This window comes from Arthrobacter sp. SO3, from assembly GCF_020532825.1.
Classification (GTDB): Bacteria; Actinomycetota; Actinomycetes; order Actinomycetales; family Micrococcaceae; genus Arthrobacter.
Map to the genome: position 1 here is coordinate 56,280 of NZ_MQTS01000231.1, position 20,353 is coordinate 76,632.

The window sequence follows — 20,353 nt, forward strand, 5'->3', positions numbered from 1 at the left end:
GGCGGACTGCCTGGCGGGCTGCGGTGTCCGAGCCGGTGACGAGGACTTCGCGGCCGCTGAGATCGATGCTGAGCTGCATGGTCATACCTCGTTCTTGTCGCTTGCACGGACCGGGATGGAAGAACCGATGATTACTGGCTGCCTGCCGGCCAGCGCCTTCTCCTCCGCTGTGGCGGGGCGCATCTGACCGCGCTCGTCGGGGACGAAGGTGATGGAATCGTCCAACTGGCCCGGCGCGTTGACGAACGAGCGGAACCGGCGCAGGCGCTCGGGGTCCTTCAGCGTGTCGGCCCACTCGTCCACGTAGGTGTCGACGTGCTTGGCCATGGCGGCCTCGAGTTCCGCGGCGATGCCGAGCGAATCCTTCACCACCACCTCCTCGACGTGCTTCAGGCCGCCGTCGAGCTCCTCCTGCCAGCGCGCGGTGCGCTGCAGCCGGTCCGCGGTGCGGATGTAGTACATCAGGTAGCGGTCGATGTACTTCAGCAGGGTGTCGTCGTCGAGGTCTTTGGCCAGCAGCTGGGCATGTGCCGGGGTGGCGCCGCCGTTGCCGCCGACATAAAGGTTCCAGCCGTCCGCGGTGGCGATGACGCCGACGTCCTTTCCGCGGGCTTCGGCGCATTCCCGGGCGCAGCCGGAGACGCCCATCTTGAGCTTGTGCGGGCTGCGGAGGCCGCGGTAGCGCAGCTCCAGGTTGATGGCCATGGCCACCGCGTCCTGGACCCCAAAGCGGCACCAGGTGGACCCGACGCAGGACTTCACCGTGCGCAGGGACTTGCCGTAGGCCTGGCCGGACTCGAACCCGGCGTCGACCAGTTCCTTCCAGATTTCCGGGAGCTGCTCCAGCCGGGCGCCGAACATGTCGATCCGCTGGCCGCCGGTGATCTTGGTGTAGAGGCTGTACTTTTCGGCGACGGCGGCGATCACACCGAGCTTCTTCGGGGTGATCTCGCCGCCCGCGATCCGCGGGACCACCGAGTAGGTGCCGTCCTTTTGCATGTTGGCCAGCGCGCGGTCGTTGGTGTCCTGCAGGGTGCCGCGGCCGGCGTCCAGGACGTACGCGCTGTTCTGGCTGGCCAGGATGTTGGCGATGGTCGGCTTGCAGATGTCGCAGCCTTCGCCGGTGCCGTATTTGGCCATGACCTCCTCGAAGGAGGTCAGCTCCAGGACCCGGATGGTCTCGAAGAGTTCCTGCCGGGACAGTTCGATGTGCTCGCAGAGGGCCTTGGAGACCGCGACGCCGGACTTGGTCAGTTCGGTTTCGAGCAGCTTCTTGAGCATCGGCACACAGGAACCGCAGCTGGTCCCGGCGCGGGTGCAGCCTTTCAGTTCGCCGAGCTCCTGGACGGGGGCGTTGCCGTCGCAGGCACCGCAGCCGTTGACGGTGTCGCGGATGGTTCCGGCGGACACGTTGTTGCAGGAGCACAGGATGGCGTTGTCCGGGAGTTGGGTCTCAAAGACTTCGTCCCCGGCGTCGCCGCCGCCGGCCGCGGTGAGGTAGGCGCCGGGTTCGGCGGCCAGTTCGCGGCCCAGCATGGGGCGCAGGGAGGTGTACGGGGTGGCGTCGCCGACGAAGATGCCGCCCAGCAGGGTCTTGGCATCGTCCGTGGTGACGATCTTCTGGTAGACGCCGCGGGCCGGGTCGGCGTAGACGATTTCCAGCGCGTGCTCGGTCCGGGCGAACGCGTCGCCGAAGCTGGCGACGTCGACGCCGGAGAGCTTGAGCTTGGTGGCGGTGTCAAAGCCCGGGAACGTCGCGTCGCCGCCGTGCAGCCGGTCCGCGACGATCTCCGCCATGGTGTTGGCGGGCGCCACCAGGCCCAGGCACATGCCGCCGAAGTTGGCGACCTCGCCGATTGCCCAGATGCCGGGGACCTGCGTTTCGCAGCCCTCGGAGATCACGACGCCGCCGCGCGGGCCGAGGTCGAACAGGGGTGCGGTGTCCTCCGCCGCGGCGCCTTCCAGTGCCGTGTCTCCGGCTGTGCCGTTGGCGGCGCGGAACAGCTCGTCGCGGGGTTTCACGCCGATCGCGACGATCACAAGGTCGGCGTCGATGATGCGGCCGTCGGCCATCAGCACGCCGGTGACCTGGCCGTCGTCGTCGGACAGGACCTCGGAGGGGAACACGCCGCCGTGGACCGTGAAGCCCTTGGCTTCGATCAGGCGGCCGAGGGCCTGCCCGGCGCCCTGGTCCAGCTGGGTGTTCATCAGCCACGGGGAGCCGTTGATGACGATCGGGGTGGCGCCGAGCTGCTCGGTGCCGGCCGCGGATTCCAGGCCCAGCAGGCCACCGCCGATGGTGACGGCGTTGACCTTGCGGCCCAGCTTCTCCGTCAGTTCGGCGATGGCCTTGTTGATGGCCCAGACATCTTCCAGCGTGCGGTAGACGTGGGTAAGTTCGGAGCCAGGGATCGGCAGGCGGGCGGCGTCGGAGCCGGTGGCGATGACGAGGTCGTCATATCTGTACACGGTGCCGGCCGCGGTGGTCACGGCCTTGCCCGGGATGTCGATGCCGGTGACGCGCTCGCCGGTCTGCAGCGTCAGCGCCTGGTGGTCCCACATCGAGGCGGTACCCAGGGTGAGGTCGACGCCGGAGTCGGTGAGGGCCTTGCTCAGCGCGACGCGGTCGTAGGGGAGGTGCGCTTCCTCGGTGAGGACGGTGACGTTCCAGCCATCGAGGCCCCGGGCGTGCATTGCGTCGGCGAATCGGTGGGCGGCAGGGCCGCCGCCGGCAACCACGATGCGGCGCGCAGCTGTGCTGCGCTGAGCATCCTGGTTCTGGGGGCTTGAAGTCTGTCCGGTCACGGTGGGCCTTTCGCAGGGGCCGCAGTCAATGCACTGCGGCCTTCTCAAATCGAGGTGTCCATCCAGACTAGGCAAGCGCAGTTTCGCTTCAGTTTCCCTTATGTTTCGTGATCTTAACTTCTGCATCACGGACGCGTTTCCGGCGGCGTGAGGTCTCTTTTACCCGCCGGACACATTATCTGCACGCTGCTGTTACACCCCGGACCTAGCTTGGGTATGTGGCCGCAGTTGCGGCTGAGCCCGGGAGAGATGTACCAGAGAGGGGCCGGAATGACTGCCGTACTTGAGAGCGCAGCACGGAGCTTTATTGAACACCCCAGCTACGGGACCGGCTGGCACCGCGTGTGCGCAGTGGATGACCTGGAACCGGCCTGGGGCGAGGCCGCGCTCATTGCGGGGCGCCAGGTGGCGTTGTTCCGCACAGGGGCCGGTGAGGTTTTTGCGGTCGCCCAGGAGGATCCGGTGACCGGGGCGCACGTGATGGCCCGGGGCATCACCGGGTCCCGTGGCTCGCGCCCGACGCTTGCCTCGCCGCTGCACAAGGAGGTCTACGACCTCGGAACGGGGGAGTGCCTTGGCTCGCCGGAACTCCGCCTCCCGACCTTCGGTACCCGGATTGTGGGCGGGTACATTGAGGTCGAGCTCTAGGGGCTGAGCCGCGAGGCGCTAGAGTCCCAGCGCCTCGCGGACGTCCGCGAGGACGCCGTCGAGCGCGGCACGTGCCTCGTGCCGCGCCGCGGGCAGTTCGGCGGCGGAGTCCACGCTGCGGATGACCTCCAGGTAGCACTTGAGCTTGGGCTCGGTGCCGCTGGGGCGGATGATGATGCGGCTGAGGTCCCTGGTCAGGTATAGCAGGCCGTCGGTGGGCGGCAACTGTGCAGTGCCTTCGGCGAGGTCGGTGATGGTTTCGACGGCGGAGCCGCCAAAGGATCCCGGCGGGCTGACGCGCAGCCGGTTCATCATGGCATCCAGCAGGCCCAGGTCAGCAACGCGGATGCTGAGCTGGTCGCTCGCATGCAGGCCGTGCACCAGGTACAGCTCGTCGAGCGTGTCGAAGATCGTCTTGCCTTCGGCCTTCGCGGCTGCCGCGAATTCCGCGATCAGCACTGCCGCGGAGATCCCGTCCTTGTCCCGGACCAGGGCGGGCGCGACGCAGTAACCCAGCGCCTCCTCGTAGCCGTAGAGCAGTCCGGGAACGCGGGCGATCCACTTGAACCCGGTGAGGGTTTCCTCATGGGCGTAGCCCGCCGTCGCCGCGATCCGGGCCAGCAACCGCGAGGACACGATCGAATTCGCGAACACCCCTGCTGTGGTTTCTCCGCTGCCGCTGCCCAGCCGCGCCACGACGTGCGCGCCGAGCAGGGCACCGACCTCGTCGCCGCGCAGCATGCGCCAGGCGCCGGTGTCCGGATCCTTCGCAGCAACCGCGGCGCGGTCGGCGTCGGGGTCGTTGGCGATCACAATGTCCGCATCCACCCGGGCGGCGGTTTCGAGGGCCAGGTCCAGGGCGCCGGGCTCCTCGGGGTTCGGGAAGTTCACCGTGGGGAAGTCGGGGTCCGGCTCGGCCTGCTCGCTCACCAGCGTGACGTCGGCGAAGCCGGCCGCGTGCAGGACCGCCACGGCGGTCCCGCCCCCCACGCCGTGCATGGGGGTCAGGACGATCTTGAGGTCGCGGGCCGGGAAGTGCTCCGGGTCGGCCAGGGCGGCGACGGCGGCCTCGTAGCCGGCGGCGATGGACGGGTCCAGCACGGTCCAGCCCTCCGTGGCCAGGGCGACGCCCGACAGCTCGCCGACGGCGTCGATCTTCGCCGCGATCAGCCCGTCGTAGGGCGCCACGATCTGGGCGCCGCGCCCGTTCTCCTCGACGGCGTGCCGGCCCAGGTAGACCTTGTAGCCGTTGTCCTGCGGCGGGTTGTGGCTGGCGGTGACCATCACGCCGCCGTCGCACTCCAATGCCCGCACCGCGTAGGCGAGCAGCGGGGTCGGCAGGGCGGCCGGCATCAGGAAGGTCTCGACGCCGGCAGCGGTGAGGACAGCGGCGGTTTCTGCCGCGAAGATCGCGGAGTTATGGCGGGCGTCGTAGCCCACGACGGCGCGCGGCCGGACTCCGGGGGCGGCCTGGGCGACGGCGCCGGTCAGGAATGCCGCAAATCCGGCGGCGGCGCGGCGCACCACCACGCGGTTCATCCGGTTCGGACCGGGGCCGAGGGGCGCCCGCAGGCCCGCGGTGCCGAACTGCAGGGTGCCGTTGAAGCTGTCGGCGAGCTCCTGCCGGGCCGAGGCCGTGCCGTCGCCGGCGAGCCGGACCAGTTCGGTCAGGGTGGCAGCGGTCGCGGGATCCGGGTCCTGGGCGGCCCAGGTCCGGGCTTCGCTCAGCAGGCGGGTGAGGTCGGCATCAGGAGACGTCATAGGAACCAAACTAGTGCCAATCGCCGCGGATGCCTCCCCCGACAAGCGAGAGCCCGGCTTGCGGATCGATCACGGCCGTCCCGCACCCAGCCCTTGACAGGCAATTTTCCGGACACGTAGCGTCTGGAATATGAAGATGGGCCGTGGGGTGGAATGGGCGGTGCACAGTTGCGTCAACATGGCGTGGACACCGGCCGGGGAGGCCGTCAACAGTGCCCGGCTGGCGGAGTACTACAGGCTCCCGGGCGCCTATCTGAACAAGCAGCTCCAGTCGCTGGTCCACGCGGGCATCCTGGGCTCCGTCTCGGGCCCGCGCGGCGGGTTCCACCTGGCGCGCAGGCCCGAAAACGTTACGGTGCTGGACATCGTCCTGGCACTGGAAGGCCCCGAACCGGTGTTTCGCTGCGACGGCATCCTGGGCAATGTCCCGGATGCCGACACGGACCACAACTTCGTCCGGACCTGCCTGATCTCCCAGACCATGCGCCAGGCCGAACTCGCCTGGCGGCAGGCCCTGGCCCGGCAGACCATCGCCGGGATCGCCGATTCGATGGAGCGGCGCTTCCCGCAGGACAAGCTGAAGGCCGTGCGCTACCTGGCGTCCGGGAGCTGAGCGCCGGAACCCGCACTCAGAGCTTCGCGATGATCTCCGCAAGCAGCTTGGAGATCCGCGGGCCGGCGGCCTGGCCGGCCTCAAGGACTTCCTCATGGCTCAGCGGCACAGGGCTGATGCCCGCGGCGAGGTTGGTCACGAGTGAAATGCCGAAGACCTCCATGCCCGCGTGGCGGCCGGCGATGGCCTCGAGCGCGGTGGACATGCCCACCAGGGACGCGCCGATCCGCTTGGCGTACTGCACCTCGGCGGGGGTTTCGTAGTGCGGGCCGGTGAACTGGGCGTAGATGCCTTCGTCCAGCGAGGGATCGACTTCGCGGGCGAGGCCGCGGATCCGCGAGGAGTACAGGTCGGTGAGGTCCACGAAGGTGGCGCCCTCAAGCGGTGAGGTGGCGGTGAGGTTGATGTGGTCGCTGATCAGGACCGGGGTGCCGGGCGTCCAGTCCTCGTTGAGGCCGCCGCAGCCGTTGGTCAGGACCAGGGTCTTGCAGCCGGCCGCCGCGGCGGTGCGCACTCCGTGGACGACGGCGCGCACCCCTTTGCCCTCGTAGTAGTGCGTGCGGGCGCCCAGGACCAGGGCGCGCTTGCCCTCCCTGGTCAGCACGGAGCGGATGGTGCCGACGTGGCCCACCACCGAGGGGGAGGAGAAGCCCGGGACCTCGTCCGCGGACAGGGTGGCCGTGGTCTCGCCGATCAGGTCGGCGGCGTCGGCCCAGCCGGAGCCGAGCACGAGGGCGACGTCGTGTGCGTCGATGCCCGTCTCCTCGGCGATGTAGTCGGCGGCGGCGCGTGCGGCGTCGAAGGGGTCCGTGTTCAGGAATTCTGTTGTACTCACCGGTACAAGCTATCCTGCCGGCGGCGTGCTGCCCAGCACCGGGTCCGGCAACTGCTCCGGCATTCTGCCCGGTGTGATGCGGGCCCGGATTCTTGGTGGTGCCGGTCCGAATGGTGGACAATGGCTGATTGTGACTACGCATCCCGATTTCAGCTCACCCCGCATCGCAATCCTGGGCGGAGGGCCCGGCGGCTACGAAGCCGCCATGGTCGCCGCCTCCCTTGGCGCGACGGTCACCATCATCGAACGGGCGGGGCTCGGCGGCTCCGCGGTGCTGACCGACGTCGTGCCCTCCAAGACCCTGATCGCGACGGCGGACCTGATGACCCGCGTCGGCGAGGCCGGCGAGCTCGGCGTGAAGTTCGACCTCGACGGCGGCGACTGCACCCCGACGATGCGCGCGGACCTCAAGCACATCAACGACCGCCTGCTGCGGCTGGCCCGGCAGCAGTCCTCGGACATCCAGAAGGGCCTGGAGAACCAGGGCGTCCGGATCATCCTGGGCTCCGGCAGGATGCTGGACAGCCACACCATCGAGGTCCTCACCGCCGACGGCACGGAAACCATCGAGGCGGACGCGATCCTGCTGGCCGTCGGTGCCCACCCGCGCGAGCTGCCGACCGCCCGCCCGGACGGCATCCGGATCCTGAACTGGGCGCAGATCTATAACATGGACGAGCTCCCCGAGGACCTGATCGTGGTGGGTTCCGGCGTGACCGGCGCCGAGTTCGCCTCCGCCTACAACGGCCTCGGATCCAGGGTCACCCTGATTTCCAGCCGCGACCGCGTGCTGCCCGGCTCGGACACCGACGCCGCCGAGGTCCTGGAAGGCGTCTTCGAACGCCGCGGCGTGAAGGTGCTGTCCCGCGCCCGGGCCGAGACCGTGGAGCGCACCGAGGACGGTGTCATCGTCACCCTCGGCGACGGCTCCAAGATCACCGGCAGCCACTGCCTGGTCGCCGTCGGGTCCATCCCGAACACCGCCGGGATCGGCCTCGAGGAAGCCGGCGTGGCACTCACCGAGAGCGGCCACATCAAGGTCGACGGCGTCTCCCGCACCACCGCGCCGAACATCTACGCCGCCGGCGACTGCACCGGGGTGCTGGCGCTCGCGTCGGTCGCCGCGATGCAGGGCCGGATCGCGATCGCCCACTTCCTCGGCGACAGTGTGATGCCGCTGAAGTTGCACCAGGTCGCGTCCAACATCTTCACCTCGCCCGAGATCGCGAACGTGGGCGTCTCCGAGGCCGAGATCGAATCCGGCAAGTACCAGGCCGACATTGTGAAGCTCTCGCTGCGCAGCAACGCCCGCGCCAAGATGCGCAACCACCGGGACGGCTTCGTCAAGATCTTCGCCCGCAAGGGCTCCGGCACCGTGATCGGCGGTGTCGTGGTGGGTCCGAACGCCTCCGAGCTGATCTTCGCCATCTCCCTCGCAGTCACCCAGAAACTGCACGTCGACGACGTCGCCAGCACCTTCACGGTGTACCCGTCACTGAGCGGCTCGATTTCCGAAGCGGCCCGGCGCCTGCACGTCCACATGTAACAAACAACGGAGGCCGTAGCCATGCAGAGTCCTCGCACCCTGGTTGAGTCCGTGGAACACAACCCCGCGCTGCCCTCCGGCCCGGGGGAACGCTTTGCCGGCTTCGGTGTGATGGGTGTTCCCTTCAGCTCCGGCTACATCCTGGCCCTGCGGCGTTTTGCTGCCTCCTCCGTCGGCCCGGGCTACACCTCTGTCTGGATCCGCGATCCTGCCGGGGTCTGGACGATGCACAGCACCACGGCCCCGGGGTCCTCCTGTCCCCGCTACTTCGGCAGCGCCCTCGGATCGACGTCGACGGTCGGGATCTCCATCCGGTGGCGTGACGACTCCTCCTTCAGCGTGGAGGTCGGTGACGGGGTGGACCTGAGCTGGGACATGACGCTGGCTGCCACGCCGATCACCCGGCTCATGTCGGCAGTGGCCGGGTCGGTCCCGGAGCAGCTGTGGCGGAACCGGACGTTCCTGCGCGCCATGGGGGCTGTCGCCGGCCCGGTGCTGGGGGCAGGGCACATCGGGCTGACGGGGAGGGTGCCCAACGGCCAGGCCTTTGGTGCGCGCCCGCGGCAGATGTGGTTTGTCCGCGCGAGCAATGCGCACCTGCAGGGACACAACCTCGGGCAGGTTTCGGCACTGCCCGTCCAGGACAAGCTCGGGGACTTCTGGATCCCGCAGCGCGGCATCTTCATGATCGGCTCGTCAGTGTTCGAGCCCTTCGACCCCGTCAAGCACCTCGCCGCGGAGCACTGAACCGCGTCAGGTCAGGACGGGGAGGACCCGGCGGCAGCTGCCGCCGGATCCTCCTGTCCTCCAGCTGGAACGGGTGGGCCCTAGAACGGGTACGGGGCGATGTCCGGACGCACCGTGAGCCACTGGATTTCCGTGAAGGACTCCATATTGGCGTGGTGCCCGCCGATCCGGGAGCCGTTGCCGGAGTTCTTCGTCCCGCCGAACGGTGAGTTCGCCTCGTCGGACACCGTTTGTTCGTTGATGTGGACCTTCCCGGAGTCCAGCTGGTCGGCAATGGTCATGGCCATGCCCACATCGCCCAGGATGCCGATCGAGAGCCCGTATTCGTTGCCGTTGGCGAGGGCCACGGCTTCCGCCACGGTGGAGAACTTCATCACCGGGGCCACGGGGCCGAAGATCTCGTCCTTCCATGCGGGGCTGGCGACGTCGAGGTCGGCGAGGACGGTGGGCTGGTAGAACCTGCCGTCGTGGGTTCCGCCGGCCGCCAGCCGGGCCCCGCCCTGAACGGCGTCCTGGACGATCGAATCGACCCGGTGCAACTGCTTCTCGTCGATGATCGGGCCCAGCGCCACGGTCCCGCTCTTGGGGTCTCCGACGGGAAGATGCGTGGCCTTCTCCGCGAGGGCGCTGACATAGTCGTCGTAGATGTCCTCATGGACGATGTGGCGCCCGGCGGCCATGCAGATCTGGCCCTGGTGCATAAAGGAGCCGAACGCCGCGGCGGAGGCGGCTTTGGGCAGGTCCGCGCCCGGCAGCACAATGAGCGCGTTGTTGCCGCCGAGTTCCAGGTGCGCGCGTTTGAGCAGCCGCCCGGCCGCCTCGCCGATCTTCCGCCCGGCCGCCGTCGAGCCGGTGAAGGCGATGACGGCGACCTCGGGGGCCTCGACGACGGCAGCGCCGATGTCGGCTCCGCCGGGAAGCAGCGCCAGGAGCCCGGGAGGCAGCCCGGCCTCCTCGAAGATCCGGACCAGGGTGACCCCGCCGCAGACGGCGGTGCGGGGATCCGGTTTGAGCAGCACGGCGTTGCCTAGGGCCAGCGCCGGGGCGACGGCGCGGATGGAGAGGATCAGCGGGAAGTTGAACGGCGCAATCACGGACACGACGCCGACCGGACGCCGGCGGGCGAAGGACCAGCGGTTTTCGTTCGAGGTGAGGACGTCCCCGGCCGGGAGGGAGGGCAACGCCGAGGCGTCGTAGCATTCGTTGGCCGCGATGTGCGTTTCCAGGCCTGCCTTGGGCCCAATGCCGCCGGACTCGCGCACGATCCAGTCCTGGATCTCGGCGGCATGCTCCTCCCAGAGCATCCCGGCGCGGCGCAGCACGGCGGCGCGGTCCTCAGGGTTGAGTTTCGCCCAGTCCTTTTGGGCGGCCGCCGCTGTTGTGGCGGCTTCACGGACATCGTCCACGGAGGCGAGGCCGTAGCTGCCCAGCGATTCGCCGGTGGCGGGCTCGACGGCGTCGGCTGTCCCGCCGCCTCCCGGGCGCCAGCCGTTGAGGTAGATCTTTCCCTCCCAGAGGGAGGCGTCAAGCAGGGACATGTCCTGTCCTTTCATCGTGGGGGAAACGTCGTACCGCACCGACCAGCCGACTGTGAACCGGACCGGGGCCTTTGTACATCACATGCCGCTGGGCCCGGGCCGTCAAGAGTGCGGTGCCGTTTCGAGACGGCGGGGCGTTCGGCCCTACTTCTTCACCCCGCCGCGCGGACACACTGGGACATGGCCAGGATCTACATCCCTTACGGGAGTGTTGAAGGACAGACAGCCCAGATCGCGGAGTACATTTCCGAGCTGATCCGGGCCCACGGGCACCAGACAGAAACGGCGGACCTCAAGCGCTCCGGGCACACCCTGCCGGGCGGCTTCGACGGCGTCATCGTGGCGGCATCGGTGCACATGGGGAAGCACGAGGGCTACGTCACGGATTTTGTGAAGAAGAACCGGGGGGAGCTTGAGCGTCTCCCGTCTGCCCTCATCTCGGTCAGCCTGGCCGCCCACGGGGAGGGGGAAGAGGCCGAGAGCTACGTCGCGAAGTTCGGGGAGGAGACCGGCTGGCATCCTGCCCATGTCGGGATGTTCGGCGGCGCGCTGCTGTACACCCACTACAATTTCCTCAAACGCCAGATCATGAGGAAGATCACCAGGGACAAGGGGTCCCCTGCCCTGGATACGTCCCGAGATTACGTCTACACCGAGTGGGACGGCGTCCAGCGGTTCACCGAGGACTTCCTGGCCGGACTGGCTGCCCCGTCCAGGTAGGAACAGGCACCGTCCAGCTAGGGACAGGCATACGGCTCAGGAGCAGGCGTAGGGCGGGACTGTGTCCCCGGCGCTGAAGGGCGTGTACCAGTGCTCGAAGCCCAGCCTGTCGGCGTCGTCCTCGAGGACGTCGAGGCTGTCCGAGTACAGGGCTTCGCTGTCCGCGTCCTCCAGCAGGACTTCCTCAACCTGTGCCCGCCAGTCCTCCTGGAGGTCGAGTTCGTAGATGTCCTCGGTGATCTCCGCCTGATCGAGCAGACAGCGGACGGCGAGTTCGGCGGCGAGGCATCCGGGGGCGGTCCAGCCGCGGACCAGGGACGCGGTGACGTCGGAGGCGACGACGATGAATTTCTGGGTGAATTTCGAGTCGTAGCTGGACGCGAACTGGGGCGGCAGTGAGGTCAGCACCGAGGTCCCGGCGATGTCGGTCGGGGTGATGGTCTCCAGCCGGCTCAGGGTTCCCAGATCGCGGAAGAGCTGGTCGATGAGGACGCTCGATGAATTCCACAGCAGCCCCGCCAGCAGGCCCTTCTGGCTCACCGCTTTTAGGCGTTCCTCCGGCAAGACGGCGGCCATTTCCTCCAGGTCTTCCGGATCGAACTGGAGCCGCTGCTCCGGGGTCATGTCATCCGGGTGGGGATCGAGGCCCAGCAGTTCGAGGCTCAGCCCGGTCAGCTTGCCGGCGTCAGCCAGGAGTTCTTCGGTGATGTCGTCGTCGTCGGCGCTCATGGCCCCGATGCTACCCGCCATCTGTTCCCGGCCCGATTCGCGTTACGCGAAGGGGTCCGGCCGGATCAGGCCGCAGCTGCCCGGATATTGCCCGACGCCGAACTGCCCCGCGCCATCCGGGCGGACACGAGATAGACGATCCCCGCGATCAAGGGGATCACGCTGGCCGCGGTGAGCGACGCGACCGGGCCCGACCTTCCGATGATTGTGATCAGCAGCGGCAGCACTCCCAGGGACACCAGCAGCCAGCCGGCCAGGGCAGTCCGTTTCAGGCCGAGCACGGCGGCAGGGAACGCCAGGGCGATGACGCTGACGGCGATCACGGGTCCGTTGTCGCTGATGAAGTTGCGCAGGGCCGCGGGATCGAAGGCCAGCCAGACGCATGCCGCGATAAAGGCAGACGTGAGGGCGATCAGCAGGGGAGCGGTCGGGGCCGGCCAGAACCAGGCCGCGGCCGCGAGGATGAGCATCGGCAGGACCCAGGCGAGGGTCATCAGCAGGCCGGCGTTTCCGCCCGGATCCGACATCGCGTAGCCCCCGATGAAGAATCCCCCGAGAACGGTGAACACCGCCATGATGGCCGCCCCGGTCCGCGTCAGCGCCGTGGCCCGGCGCAGCGGATCCTTCTCTCGTGCGAAGACAATTCCCAGCACGGCGGCGACCACAATGATCGCTCCGAGGGCCAGGATGATGGCGACGTTCATGGGGTGCCTCCTGCGGACCTACGGGATCTAGGTTCAGTACACGCCGGCAGGAGGGACGGGCCAAGGGGAGAAAGGCCCGTCTGGCTGGTCGACGGTGGTCGCACTCAAGTCCGGCCTGCCCGTGGTGTAAGCAGCCCTGCGCTCTAGCGTCAGACGTCAAAACCTGAACGTGGATTGCACTGGTGGAGCATGACCGCTTCGAAATAGCGGTCGATATTCCCAACGATGGTGTGCGGACGATCAGGACGACGTTCGTTCAGTCGATCAGGGACTAGGGCCCTACCGGGCGACTGGCTGAAGGTGAGACACTGGCTCCATAACACACCGTTGAGTCGGAGGCGGCAGTGGCTTCATCGAGAAAGACCCATTCAGGAGGCTCCGGGATGGGCGGCGTCGTGATCGTAATCGTCCTGCTGGTGGTCGCTTTTTGGCAGTACATCCTGGCCGCGCTCGTCCTTGCGGCGCTTATCATCCTGATCAGGCGTGCCGTGGTCGCCGAGAGGAAGAGGGCGCTGCTGGAGCCAAAGCCGGCGCCAAAGCCCGTCGAGGTACGGCCAACGCCGCAGGCGAAGCCCCGGGCCCCCGACACGCCAGAGATCTGGCGGAAGTGGGACGGGACCCGCAAGTGGGTCGTATCCCAAGACAAAGCCGCATGGGACCGTGACTTCAGGGAAGCTGAGGAGTGGGCGGAGCTGCAGGCGCAGGCCACGTCGGAGGACGTCTTCGCCCGGTTGAGGACCCGGTTGGGAAACCTCGGCTAGAGCGGGCCTGCCCCGCCGGGCCGGGGGTCCACAAAGGCAGTTGCGCGGCCGCGCCGGAGCACGGCGGGGCAAGGTATTCCGCCCCAGGGCGCAGAACCATGGACGGTCGCGACAGTGTCCGGCGCACCGAGTGTGGGACCCGGGGTGACCTGTTCACAAGGAACCAGATGCAGGCCACGCATGGAGGCCGGTTCGGTCTTGAGGCCACGCATCCGATGGCGATCCTAAAGGCAACCTGTTTCAGCAGTGTCCGGGCTGCCCGTTCTTTAGTAGCTACGGTCGGCTCTACTGACGGTTAAACTCCTGCTGCCACCGCGCCTTGCTCTGCCTCTCGCTCAACCTTCGGTCCATGGTCCACTTGCTGTCCCATGTGTCGAAGTTGGCCTTGAAGGTGGGCACGTAGTAGATCGACCCCCTCCAGCGGGTTCTTGCCCTGAACTTTCGCCAGAGACCGGACATGAGGCATGCGACGATCAGAATTACGACCAGGAAGAATATCGTCTCCACGGGTAACCAGTCCTCGAAGGGGTTTAATGCCTCCAGTTTAATCCAACTAGCACCGGATCACTAAGCGTGCCGCTTCCCATCGGCAGTGCCACTGCCCGTACCGCTGTGGCGCGAACAGGAGTTCTGTTCGCCGGGATTAGCCAGTGTCCAAATCCCGGAGAACCAGGGCGCATCTGACTGACCCTGGCCGGACTCGGACTTGCCTGAGGTGCGGTTACAGCTGGCCGGAGGTTGTTTCTTTTCGTGCTATTAGCAATCCTCTTACTGGTCTTGTTGTGGCAGTACATCTTGGCTGGGCTCGGCTTGTGTCGGTGACGGCATGCCCAGTGGGGGCATCGGCCATGTCCAGTTTTCACGCAGGGTCTCGTCCGACACCTACTCTGAGGGCCGCGGCCCCGCGCCGTCGTTCCCTCGCCGGGTCCGGCGCACCGTCCAGACAGCGATGAGCGTCACCACGACAACGACGGCGGCGATCATCACCAGCATCGCCAGGAGCACCATCACGTGCCATCCCTCAAGCCTCACCGGTTCCCCATTCCCGTTCGGATGCTTTGAGCATACTTGCTCTCATTGGACCGTGATCTTAATTCCGGCGACCGCCCCGGTCCAGGCCCCGGTGGGGTCGTGCCGGGTCAGGTGGGCGCTGACGTACCCCTTCTGCAGTTGGACGACCTGCGACTGGACTCCTGAGCAATCGACGTCGAACATCACGTGCTCGGTGCCGCCCTTGGTCTCTTGGGAGAGGGCCATCTGGGCATGAGGGGTGCCCACGCACGCCGCGGTGACCGTGTGGGGACCGGCAGTCATGACCGTTGCCGCTTTGCTGAAGCCCACCCCGGGCCCGTCGGCCGGGCCGGAGTCGGCGAGCAGCACAGACCCAGGGGCCGCTGAAAGGCGCTTTTCGAGTTCGGCGTAGTTGCGGGTTTCCGCGCCCAGGATGTCCGGGCCCTTCGAGGGGACGGAAGGCGCGGGCCGGCGGCTCAGCCCGGCCGCCGTCGGCTGCGGATCCCCGCTGCCCTCATAGGCGCAGGCGGCCACGCCCCCGGCCAGCACCACGCCAACCATGAGTGCCGCAGCACAGCGGACCGTTCTTGTTCCCCCAGGACCAGACATGGGCAGAGTCTACGGCCCGTCCTCTGAATGGCAAGTCATCACGCCACGCCGGCGTCAGGCCACAGCTCCCTGAAAGTGCTTCTCGATGATCCCCTTGATGTCGTCATGGCAGCCGCCGCAGCCTGTCCCGGCGCGGGTGGCGCCGGAGACGTCGGCGACCGTACCGCAGCCGTCGCTCACCGCGGCGGCAATCCTGGTCCCGCTGACCCCGGCGCACCGGCAGACGGTCCGCGCGGGATCAACCGCCCCGGCTGCGGCCGCCTGGTCCGGGCCGTCGAGACGCAGCAGCAGGGACCGGTCCGCGGGGAGCTCGGCACCGCGCTCGAAAAGCTGCACCAGCTCGGCCGCGGTGCGGGGCATGCCCACCGCCACCAGGCCTTCGAGCACTCCGGCCCGGGTGGTCATCTTCACGTACCGGCCGTGCTCGGGATCGGCCCACTGCGCGATCTGCAGCCGGGCGCGGCCGTTCACGGCCCCGGCGGCCAGGGCTTCCTCATCCCACGGTTCGGCGGAGACATCCCCGGCCACGGCCATGTTCATGCCGCGGGCCTTGAGCACCACCACACCCGGCAGTTCGGCCGGCAGCGCCGGAAGAGCCTCAGCGTCCGGCGTCCCGGACGCCAGCAGCGTCAGGTACTCGGCGAGCCATTCGGCCTGCCGCCAGCCCGGGCCCACCAGTCCGGAGGGGCCGCGTGCGGTGCGGCACTGAAGGCATTCCGGATCGGGGCAGCGGACCTCGGCGCAGTCGCCGATCGCAAAGATGTGCGGCTCGTGGTGTGCCCGGAGCTTGTGGTCCACCAGGATCCCGGCCGCTGTCGACAGGCCGCAGCCTTCGGCGAGCTCGGTCCGCGGCCGGACGCCGCAGGAGAGCACCAGCAGGTCGCCGTCGATCGCGGACCCGTCGTCCAGCAGCAGCGCCGAGAAGCCGCCGTCGGGCCCGTTGTGTTCCACGCCGGTGGAGCGTGCGTTGCCGGCCACCCGCACGCCGCAGTTCCGCAGCGACGCCGCGAGCACGGCGCCGCCGCCGCGGTCGATGTTGCGGCCCAGCGGATGCGGGCCGTTGTGCACCACCGTGACCGTAGCGCCTTCCTCGGCCGCGGCGAGGGCCGTCTCCAGGCCCAGCACGCCGCCGCCCAGCACCACCACGCGCTTGCCGCCGGCCACTGCCGCCTGCAGCACCGAGGCGTCGCTCAGGTCCCGGAGCGCGGTGACGCCGGCGGGCAACACGGGCGCGGCCGGGTCCGGGTTGAGCCCGGTGAGGTTGGGGATCACGGGGCGGGAGCCGGTAGCGAAGACCAGCCGGTCGTAGCCGGGGGTGCTGCCGTCGCTGAGAATCAGCTGCTGCCGGGCGCGGTCCACCCGGCGGACCCGGACGCCCAGCCGGACGTCGACGCCGTCGGCAATCAGCGCGGCGGCGTCGGAGAGCGCCAGGGCAGACGCCGTGGTCCGGCCGACCCCGAGATCCGCCACGAGCACCCGGTTGTACGCGGCCGTTGCCTCCTCGCCGACCACCGCGAGGTGCGCGAGTCCGCTGCGGACCGCCGGCAGCAGTTCGTCGACCAGCCGCGCGGCCACCGGCCCGAAGCCCACAACAACAATGCGTTCGGTCATGATGCACCTTCCTTCTGCAGTTCATTGGCGCGGAGATTGGCAGCGCCGGGCCGGACCCGGACCTGGGTGAACTTGAACTCCGGCATCCCGGAAATCGGATCCGTGGCCGCCTCCGTGAGACGGTTGGCGCTCTCCAGCTCCGGGAAGTGGAACGGCAGGAACACCGTGTCGGGGCGGATGTCCGTGCTCAGCTCGGCACGGCAGGAGACCTCGCCCCGCCCGTTGGAAATGGAGACGACGTCGCCCTCGGTGATGCCCTGCGCGGCGGCCGCCGCCGGGTGGATCTGCAGCCGGGCTTCCGGCTGGGCCTCGGCCAGCGCGGCCACCCGCCGGGTCTGCGCACCCGACTGGTAATGCTCCATCAGCCGCCCGGTAATCAGGGCCATCGGCGTGCCGGTCCGGCCGGCAGCGGACACAGCGTCGGCGGAAGCCGAAGAAACAGCACGACGGCGGGGCGTCACCGGGGTGAACACGGCCCGCCCGTCCGCGTGGGCAAAGGAGTCCAGAAAGAGCCGCGGGGTCCCGGCACTGCCGGCGGGGTAGGGCCAGTAGGCCGCGTCGCCGCGGTCCAGCATGGCGTAATCGATCCCGGAGTAGTCGGCCAGGCCGCCGGAGGACGCGAGCCGCAGTTCCTCGAAGACGGTCTCCGGGTCCTCGCTGAACGTCGAGGGTGCGTCCAGCAGTTCGGCCAGCCGGGTCATGATCCACAGTTCGCTGCGCACCCCGGGCGGGGGAGCAATCGCCCTGCGGCGGCGGAGCACCCGCCCCTCCAGATTGGTCAGGGTGCCTTCCTCCTCGGCCCACTGGGTGACCGGCAGGACCAGGTCCGCCTCCGCGGCGGTCTCGGAGAGGAAGAAGTCGCAGACCACCAGGAAGTCCAGGCTCCGCAGGCCGGCGATCACGGCGTTGGCGTCCGGCGCGGACACCGCGACATTGGCGCCGTGCACGAAGAGGCAGCGGACGCCGTCGGGCTGTCCCAGGGACTTCAGCAGCTGCACGGCGGGGAGTCCAGGACCGGGGATGAGTGATTCCGGCACGCCCCAGACGGCGGCCATGTGGGCGCGGGCGGCGGGGTCGGTGATCTTGCGGTACCCGGGTAGCTGGTCCGCCTTCTGGCCGTGTTCGCGGCCGCCCTGGCCGTTGCCCTGCCCGGTGAGCGTGCCGTAGCCGCTGCGGGCGGATCCGGGCAGGCCCAGCAGCAGCGAGAGGCTGATGGCGGCGGTGGCGGTGTCCGTGCCGTCGACGTGCTGTTCCACGCCGCGGCCGGTGAGGATGTAGGCGCCGCCCTTGCGGGAGCCGTCCGCGAGCCGGCGCGCCGCGTCGCGGATCAGTCCGGCGGGGACGCCGGTGAGGGACTGCACGCGTTCGGGCCAGTAGGAGGCGACGCTGCGGACCAGGGCCTCGTAGCCGGCGGTACGGGCCGCGATGTAGCCGGCGTCGGCGAGGCCCTCGTGGATCACGACGTGGGAGAGGCCCAGCAGCAGGGCGAGGTCGGTGCCGGGCAGCGGCTGCAGGTGCAGGCCGCCGCCGTCGGAGGTGAACGCCGCGGTGGCGGAGCGGCGCGGGTCCACCACGATCAGGCCGCCGGCGTCGCGGGAGCCCTGCAGGTGCTGCACAAATGGCGGCATGGTCTCGGCGACGTTGGAGCCGAGCATCAGGATGGTGCTGGCGGAGTCGAGGTCCGCCAGCGGGAACGGCAGGCCGCGGTCCAGGCCGAAGGCGCGCATCCCGGCGGCCGCGGCGGAGGACATGCAGAACCGGCCGTTGTAGTCGATCCGTGAGGTGCCCAGGGCCAGCCGGGCGAACTTGCCCAGCTGGTAGGCCTTCTCGTTGGTGAGCCCGCCGCCGCCGAAGACTCCGACGGCGTCGGCCCCGTACCGGGCGCGGGTGGAGGTCACCGCGCTGGCCACCAGCGCCAGGGCCTGCTCCCAGCCGATCGGGCGGTGGACCCCGTCGGCGCCTTTGAGCAGCGGTTCGGTCACCCGGCCCGGGTGGTTCAGCAGCGACGCAGAGGTCCAGCCTTTGCGGCAGAGTCCGCCGCGGTTGGTGGGGAAGTCGCGGCCGGACACGGTGAGGGGCGCGTCAGGAAGGCCGGTGCCGGCCGCCGGTGCGGTGCCGGCGGCCGGCTGCCCCGGCACGGGATCTGACCCCGGCCGGAGAGCCGGGGTCAGAGCCGTTGGGGCGGTGAGCGTCATGGCGCACTGCAGGGCGCAATACGGGCAGTGCGTGGCGGCGCCGTTGGTCATGTTAGACGTGTCCCATCGCGTTTCGGCTGGCGTTGCGGATGTAGCAGAACCAGCAGACGGCCAGCATCAGGATGTAGGCCGCGACGAAGCCGTAGAACGCGGGGGTATAGGAGCCGCTGGCGGTGTTCGAGGCGTTGAGTACCTGCGGGATGACGAAGCCGCCGTAGGCGCCGATGGCCGAGATCAGGCCCAGTGCCGAGGAGGCCAGCCGCTGGGTGGCCACAGTGCTGGCCTCCGCCTTTGCTGCCCGGCTGGAGGTGGCGAAGATGATCGGGATCATCCGGTACGTTGCACCGTTTCCGAAGCCGCTGGCGGTGAAGAGCAGCAGGAACAGGCCCAGGAAGAGCCAGAAGTTCTTCAGCGGCAGGGTCCAGACCATGGTCAGGGTGATGACGGCCATCGCACCGAACGCTGCGACGGTCATCCGGGCGCCGCCCATGCGGTCCGCCATGCGTCCGCCGTAGGGGCGGGCCAGCGAGCCGACCAGCGGGCCCAGGAATGCGAGGGACAGGGCCACGGTGCCGACTCCGATGGAGGAGAACGCCGGGAAGTAGTCCTTGATGAGCTTGGGGAAGACGCCGGCGAAGCCGATGAACGAGCCGAAGGTGCCGATGTACAGCAGTGCCATGATCCACAGGTGCGGTTCCTTGAGCGCGGCGAGTGAGCCCGCGACGTCGCCCTTGGCACTGGTGAGGTTGTCCATGTACTTCCAGGCGCCGAACGCGGCGAGCAGGATCAGCGGGACCCACATGAGTCCGGCGACCGGCAGGTTCACGGTGCCGGCGGCCAGCAGGGTGATCGCAATCGGAACGGCAAGCTGTGCGACGGCGGCGCCGAGGTTTCCGCCGGCGGCGTTCAGGCCCAGCGCCCAGCCCTTTTCACGGGCCGGGTAGAAGAAGGTGATGTTGGCCATCGAGCTGGCGAAGTTGCCGCCGCCGAAGCCCGCCAGCGCCGCCACGAACAGCATGGTGCCGAACGGGGTCTCCGGGTTGGAGACGCACATGGCCAGCCCCGTCGAGGGGATCAGCAGCAGCAGGGCCGAGACGATGGTCCAGTTGCGGCCGCCGAAACGGGGGACCATAAAGGTGTACGGGATGCGCAGGGTGGCCCCGACCAGGCTGGGCATCGAGATCAGCCAGAAGATTTCCGAGGTGGTGAAGGTGAAGCCGGCCGCGGGAAGCTGGACGACCACGATCGACCACAGCTGCCAGACCACGAACCCCAGGAACTCGGCGAAGATGGACCAGTTCAGGTTGCGCTTGGCAATGGAGCGGCCCTGGGACTCCCACTGATCCTTGTTCTCGGCATCCCAGTTCGCGATCCAGCGGCCGGGACGGAACTCCAGGGCGGGGCCGCCGAGGGTGGTGCCGGCGTCGAGTCGGGGGGAAAGGCCGGGGGAAACGCCGGCTTCGGCGCTCGCAGTTCGTTCAGCAGTCACGGGGGACCTCCTTTGGGGATGTTGTCCTTCC

At 68.8% G+C, this 20,353-nt stretch carries 17 protein-coding genes; 6 read left to right on the top strand and 11 right to left on the bottom strand.

Going from position 1 to position 20,353, the window contains the following annotated elements; all coding sequences use genetic code 11:
- Positions 1 to 81: 81 nt before the first annotated feature.
- A complete protein-coding gene (gene nirB, locus BJQ90_RS19895; protein WP_226761910.1) occupies positions 82 to 2,805 on the bottom strand; it encodes a nitrite reductase large subunit NirB in 2,724 nt (907 codons plus the stop codon).
- A 270-nt stretch (positions 2,806 to 3,075) separates the two neighbouring features.
- On the opposite strand from nirB, the gene nirD reads away from it, so the two are divergent.
- Complete coding sequence (nirD, locus tag BJQ90_RS19900; protein WP_226761911.1) at positions 3,076 to 3,453, top strand: nitrite reductase small subunit NirD; 378 nt, start codon at positions 3,076 to 3,078, stop codon at positions 3,451 to 3,453.
- 18 nt (positions 3,454 to 3,471) lie between these two features.
- On the opposite strand, the gene BJQ90_RS19905 is transcribed toward nirD, so the two are convergent.
- On the bottom strand, positions 3,472 to 5,214 hold the full coding sequence (locus BJQ90_RS19905; RefSeq protein WP_226761912.1) for a phospho-sugar mutase: 1,743 nt from the start codon (positions 5,212 to 5,214) through the stop codon (positions 3,472 to 3,474).
- A 136-nt stretch (positions 5,215 to 5,350) separates the two neighbouring features.
- Between BJQ90_RS19905 and BJQ90_RS19910 the strand changes: the two genes are divergently transcribed.
- Complete coding sequence (locus BJQ90_RS19910; protein WP_226761937.1) at positions 5,351 to 5,827, top strand: RrF2 family transcriptional regulator; 477 nt, start codon at positions 5,351 to 5,353, stop codon at positions 5,825 to 5,827.
- Positions 5,828 to 5,843: 16 nt separating this feature from the next.
- Here BJQ90_RS19910 and BJQ90_RS19915 read toward each other — a convergent pair whose 3' ends face one another.
- Positions 5,844 to 6,662 carry a purine-nucleoside phosphorylase gene (locus BJQ90_RS19915; protein ID WP_226761913.1) on the bottom strand — a complete coding sequence of 273 codons (819 nt, stop codon included), beginning with the start codon at positions 6,660 to 6,662 and terminating at the stop codon, positions 5,844 to 5,846.
- A gap of 130 nt (positions 6,663 to 6,792) precedes the next feature.
- On the opposite strand from BJQ90_RS19915, the gene BJQ90_RS19920 reads away from it, so the two are divergent.
- Together BJQ90_RS19920 and BJQ90_RS19925 are read left to right on the top strand one after the other, a co-directional pair.
- The gene (locus tag BJQ90_RS19920) at positions 6,793 to 8,208 is read left to right on the top strand and encodes an NAD(P)H-quinone dehydrogenase (RefSeq protein WP_226761914.1); all 1,416 of its coding nucleotides are present in this window, start codon (positions 6,793 to 6,795) and stop codon (positions 8,206 to 8,208) included.
- Between the two features lie 21 nt (positions 8,209 to 8,229).
- Positions 8,230 to 8,955: a hypothetical protein gene (locus BJQ90_RS19925; RefSeq protein WP_226761915.1), complete on the top strand. Its 726-nt coding sequence runs from the start codon at positions 8,230 to 8,232 to the stop codon at positions 8,953 to 8,955.
- Between the two features lie 80 nt (positions 8,956 to 9,035).
- On the opposite strand, the gene BJQ90_RS19930 is transcribed toward BJQ90_RS19925, so the two are convergent.
- Complete coding sequence (locus tag BJQ90_RS19930; RefSeq protein ID WP_226761916.1) at positions 9,036 to 10,493, bottom strand: benzaldehyde dehydrogenase; 1,458 nt, start codon at positions 10,491 to 10,493, stop codon at positions 9,036 to 9,038.
- A 180-nt stretch (positions 10,494 to 10,673) separates the two neighbouring features.
- On the opposite strand from BJQ90_RS19930, the gene BJQ90_RS19935 reads away from it, so the two are divergent.
- Complete coding sequence (locus tag BJQ90_RS19935; RefSeq protein WP_226761917.1) at positions 10,674 to 11,213, top strand: flavodoxin domain-containing protein; 540 nt, start codon at positions 10,674 to 10,676, stop codon at positions 11,211 to 11,213.
- 36 nt (positions 11,214 to 11,249) lie between these two features.
- On the opposite strand, the gene BJQ90_RS19940 is transcribed toward BJQ90_RS19935, so the two are convergent.
- Both BJQ90_RS19940 and BJQ90_RS19945 read right to left on the bottom strand, forming a co-directional pair.
- Positions 11,250 to 11,942 carry a hypothetical protein gene (locus BJQ90_RS19940; RefSeq protein ID WP_226761918.1) on the bottom strand — a complete coding sequence of 231 codons (693 nt, stop codon included), beginning with the start codon at positions 11,940 to 11,942 and terminating at the stop codon, positions 11,250 to 11,252.
- 65 nt (positions 11,943 to 12,007) lie between these two features.
- Positions 12,008 to 12,646 (bottom strand): hypothetical protein, encoded by a 639-nt coding sequence (locus BJQ90_RS19945; RefSeq protein ID WP_226761919.1) that lies wholly within the window; start codon positions 12,644 to 12,646, stop codon positions 12,008 to 12,010.
- Between the two features lie 344 nt (positions 12,647 to 12,990).
- Between BJQ90_RS19945 and BJQ90_RS19950 the strand changes: the two genes are divergently transcribed.
- Positions 12,991 to 13,407: a hypothetical protein gene (locus BJQ90_RS19950; protein ID WP_226761920.1), complete on the top strand. Its 417-nt coding sequence runs from the start codon at positions 12,991 to 12,993 to the stop codon at positions 13,405 to 13,407.
- 882 nt (positions 13,408 to 14,289) lie between these two features.
- On the opposite strand, the gene BJQ90_RS19955 is transcribed toward BJQ90_RS19950, so the two are convergent.
- From BJQ90_RS19955 to BJQ90_RS19975, 5 genes are read right to left on the bottom strand one after another with little or no spacing between them, the layout of a single operon-like run.
- Positions 14,290 to 14,439, bottom strand: a complete 150-nt coding sequence (locus tag BJQ90_RS19955; RefSeq protein WP_226761921.1) for a hypothetical protein — start codon at positions 14,437 to 14,439, stop codon at positions 14,290 to 14,292.
- A gap of 42 nt (positions 14,440 to 14,481) precedes the next feature.
- Entirely contained in the window at positions 14,482 to 15,027 is a 546-nt protein-coding gene (locus BJQ90_RS19960; RefSeq protein WP_226761922.1) for a hypothetical protein, read from the bottom strand.
- A gap of 54 nt (positions 15,028 to 15,081) precedes the next feature.
- Positions 15,082 to 16,638 (bottom strand): FAD-dependent oxidoreductase, encoded by a 1,557-nt coding sequence (locus BJQ90_RS19965; protein WP_226761923.1) that lies wholly within the window; start codon positions 16,636 to 16,638, stop codon positions 15,082 to 15,084.
- Positions 16,635 to 18,884, bottom strand: coding sequence for a molybdopterin oxidoreductase family protein (locus tag BJQ90_RS19970; protein WP_226761924.1), 2,250 nt, complete (start codon positions 18,882 to 18,884; stop codon positions 16,635 to 16,637). Before BJQ90_RS19970 ends, BJQ90_RS19965 begins: the two co-directional genes overlap by 4 nt.
- A 1-nt stretch (position 18,885) precedes the next feature.
- Positions 18,886 to 20,322, bottom strand: coding sequence for an MFS transporter (locus tag BJQ90_RS19975; protein ID WP_413463722.1), 1,437 nt, complete (start codon positions 20,320 to 20,322; stop codon positions 18,886 to 18,888).
- Between the last annotated feature and the right edge of the window lie 31 nt (positions 20,323 to 20,353).

Bases quoted from the DNA above. Each gene is read 5' to 3' on its own strand.
- BJQ90_RS19965 (WP_226761923.1), bottom strand. From the start codon at position 16,638: ATGACCGAACGCATTGTTGTTGTGGGCTTCGGGCCGGTGGCCGCGCGG.
- BJQ90_RS19970 (WP_226761924.1), bottom strand. From the start codon at position 18,884: ATGACCAACGGCGCCGCCACGCACTGCCCGTATTGCGCCCTGCAGTGC.
- BJQ90_RS19960 (WP_226761922.1), bottom strand. From the start codon at position 15,027: ATGTCTGGTCCTGGGGGAACAAGAACGGTCCGCTGTGCTGCGGCACTC.
- nirD (WP_226761911.1), top strand. From the start codon at position 3,076: ATGACTGCCGTACTTGAGAGCGCAGCACGGAGCTTTATTGAACACCCC.
- BJQ90_RS19945 (WP_226761919.1), bottom strand. From the start codon at position 12,646: ATGAACGTCGCCATCATCCTGGCCCTCGGAGCGATCATTGTGGTCGCC.
- BJQ90_RS19935 (WP_226761917.1), top strand. From the start codon at position 10,674: ATGGCCAGGATCTACATCCCTTACGGGAGTGTTGAAGGACAGACAGCC.
- BJQ90_RS19925 (WP_226761915.1), top strand. From the start codon at position 8,230: ATGCAGAGTCCTCGCACCCTGGTTGAGTCCGTGGAACACAACCCCGCG.
- BJQ90_RS19905 (WP_226761912.1), bottom strand. From the start codon at position 5,214: ATGACGTCTCCTGATGCCGACCTCACCCGCCTGCTGAGCGAAGCCCGG.
- BJQ90_RS19910 (WP_226761937.1), top strand. From the start codon at position 5,351: ATGGGCCGTGGGGTGGAATGGGCGGTGCACAGTTGCGTCAACATGGCG.
- BJQ90_RS19930 (WP_226761916.1), bottom strand. From the start codon at position 10,493: ATGTCCCTGCTTGACGCCTCCCTCTGGGAGGGAAAGATCTACCTCAAC.
- BJQ90_RS19940 (WP_226761918.1), bottom strand. From the start codon at position 11,942: ATGAGCGCCGACGACGACGACATCACCGAAGAACTCCTGGCTGACGCC.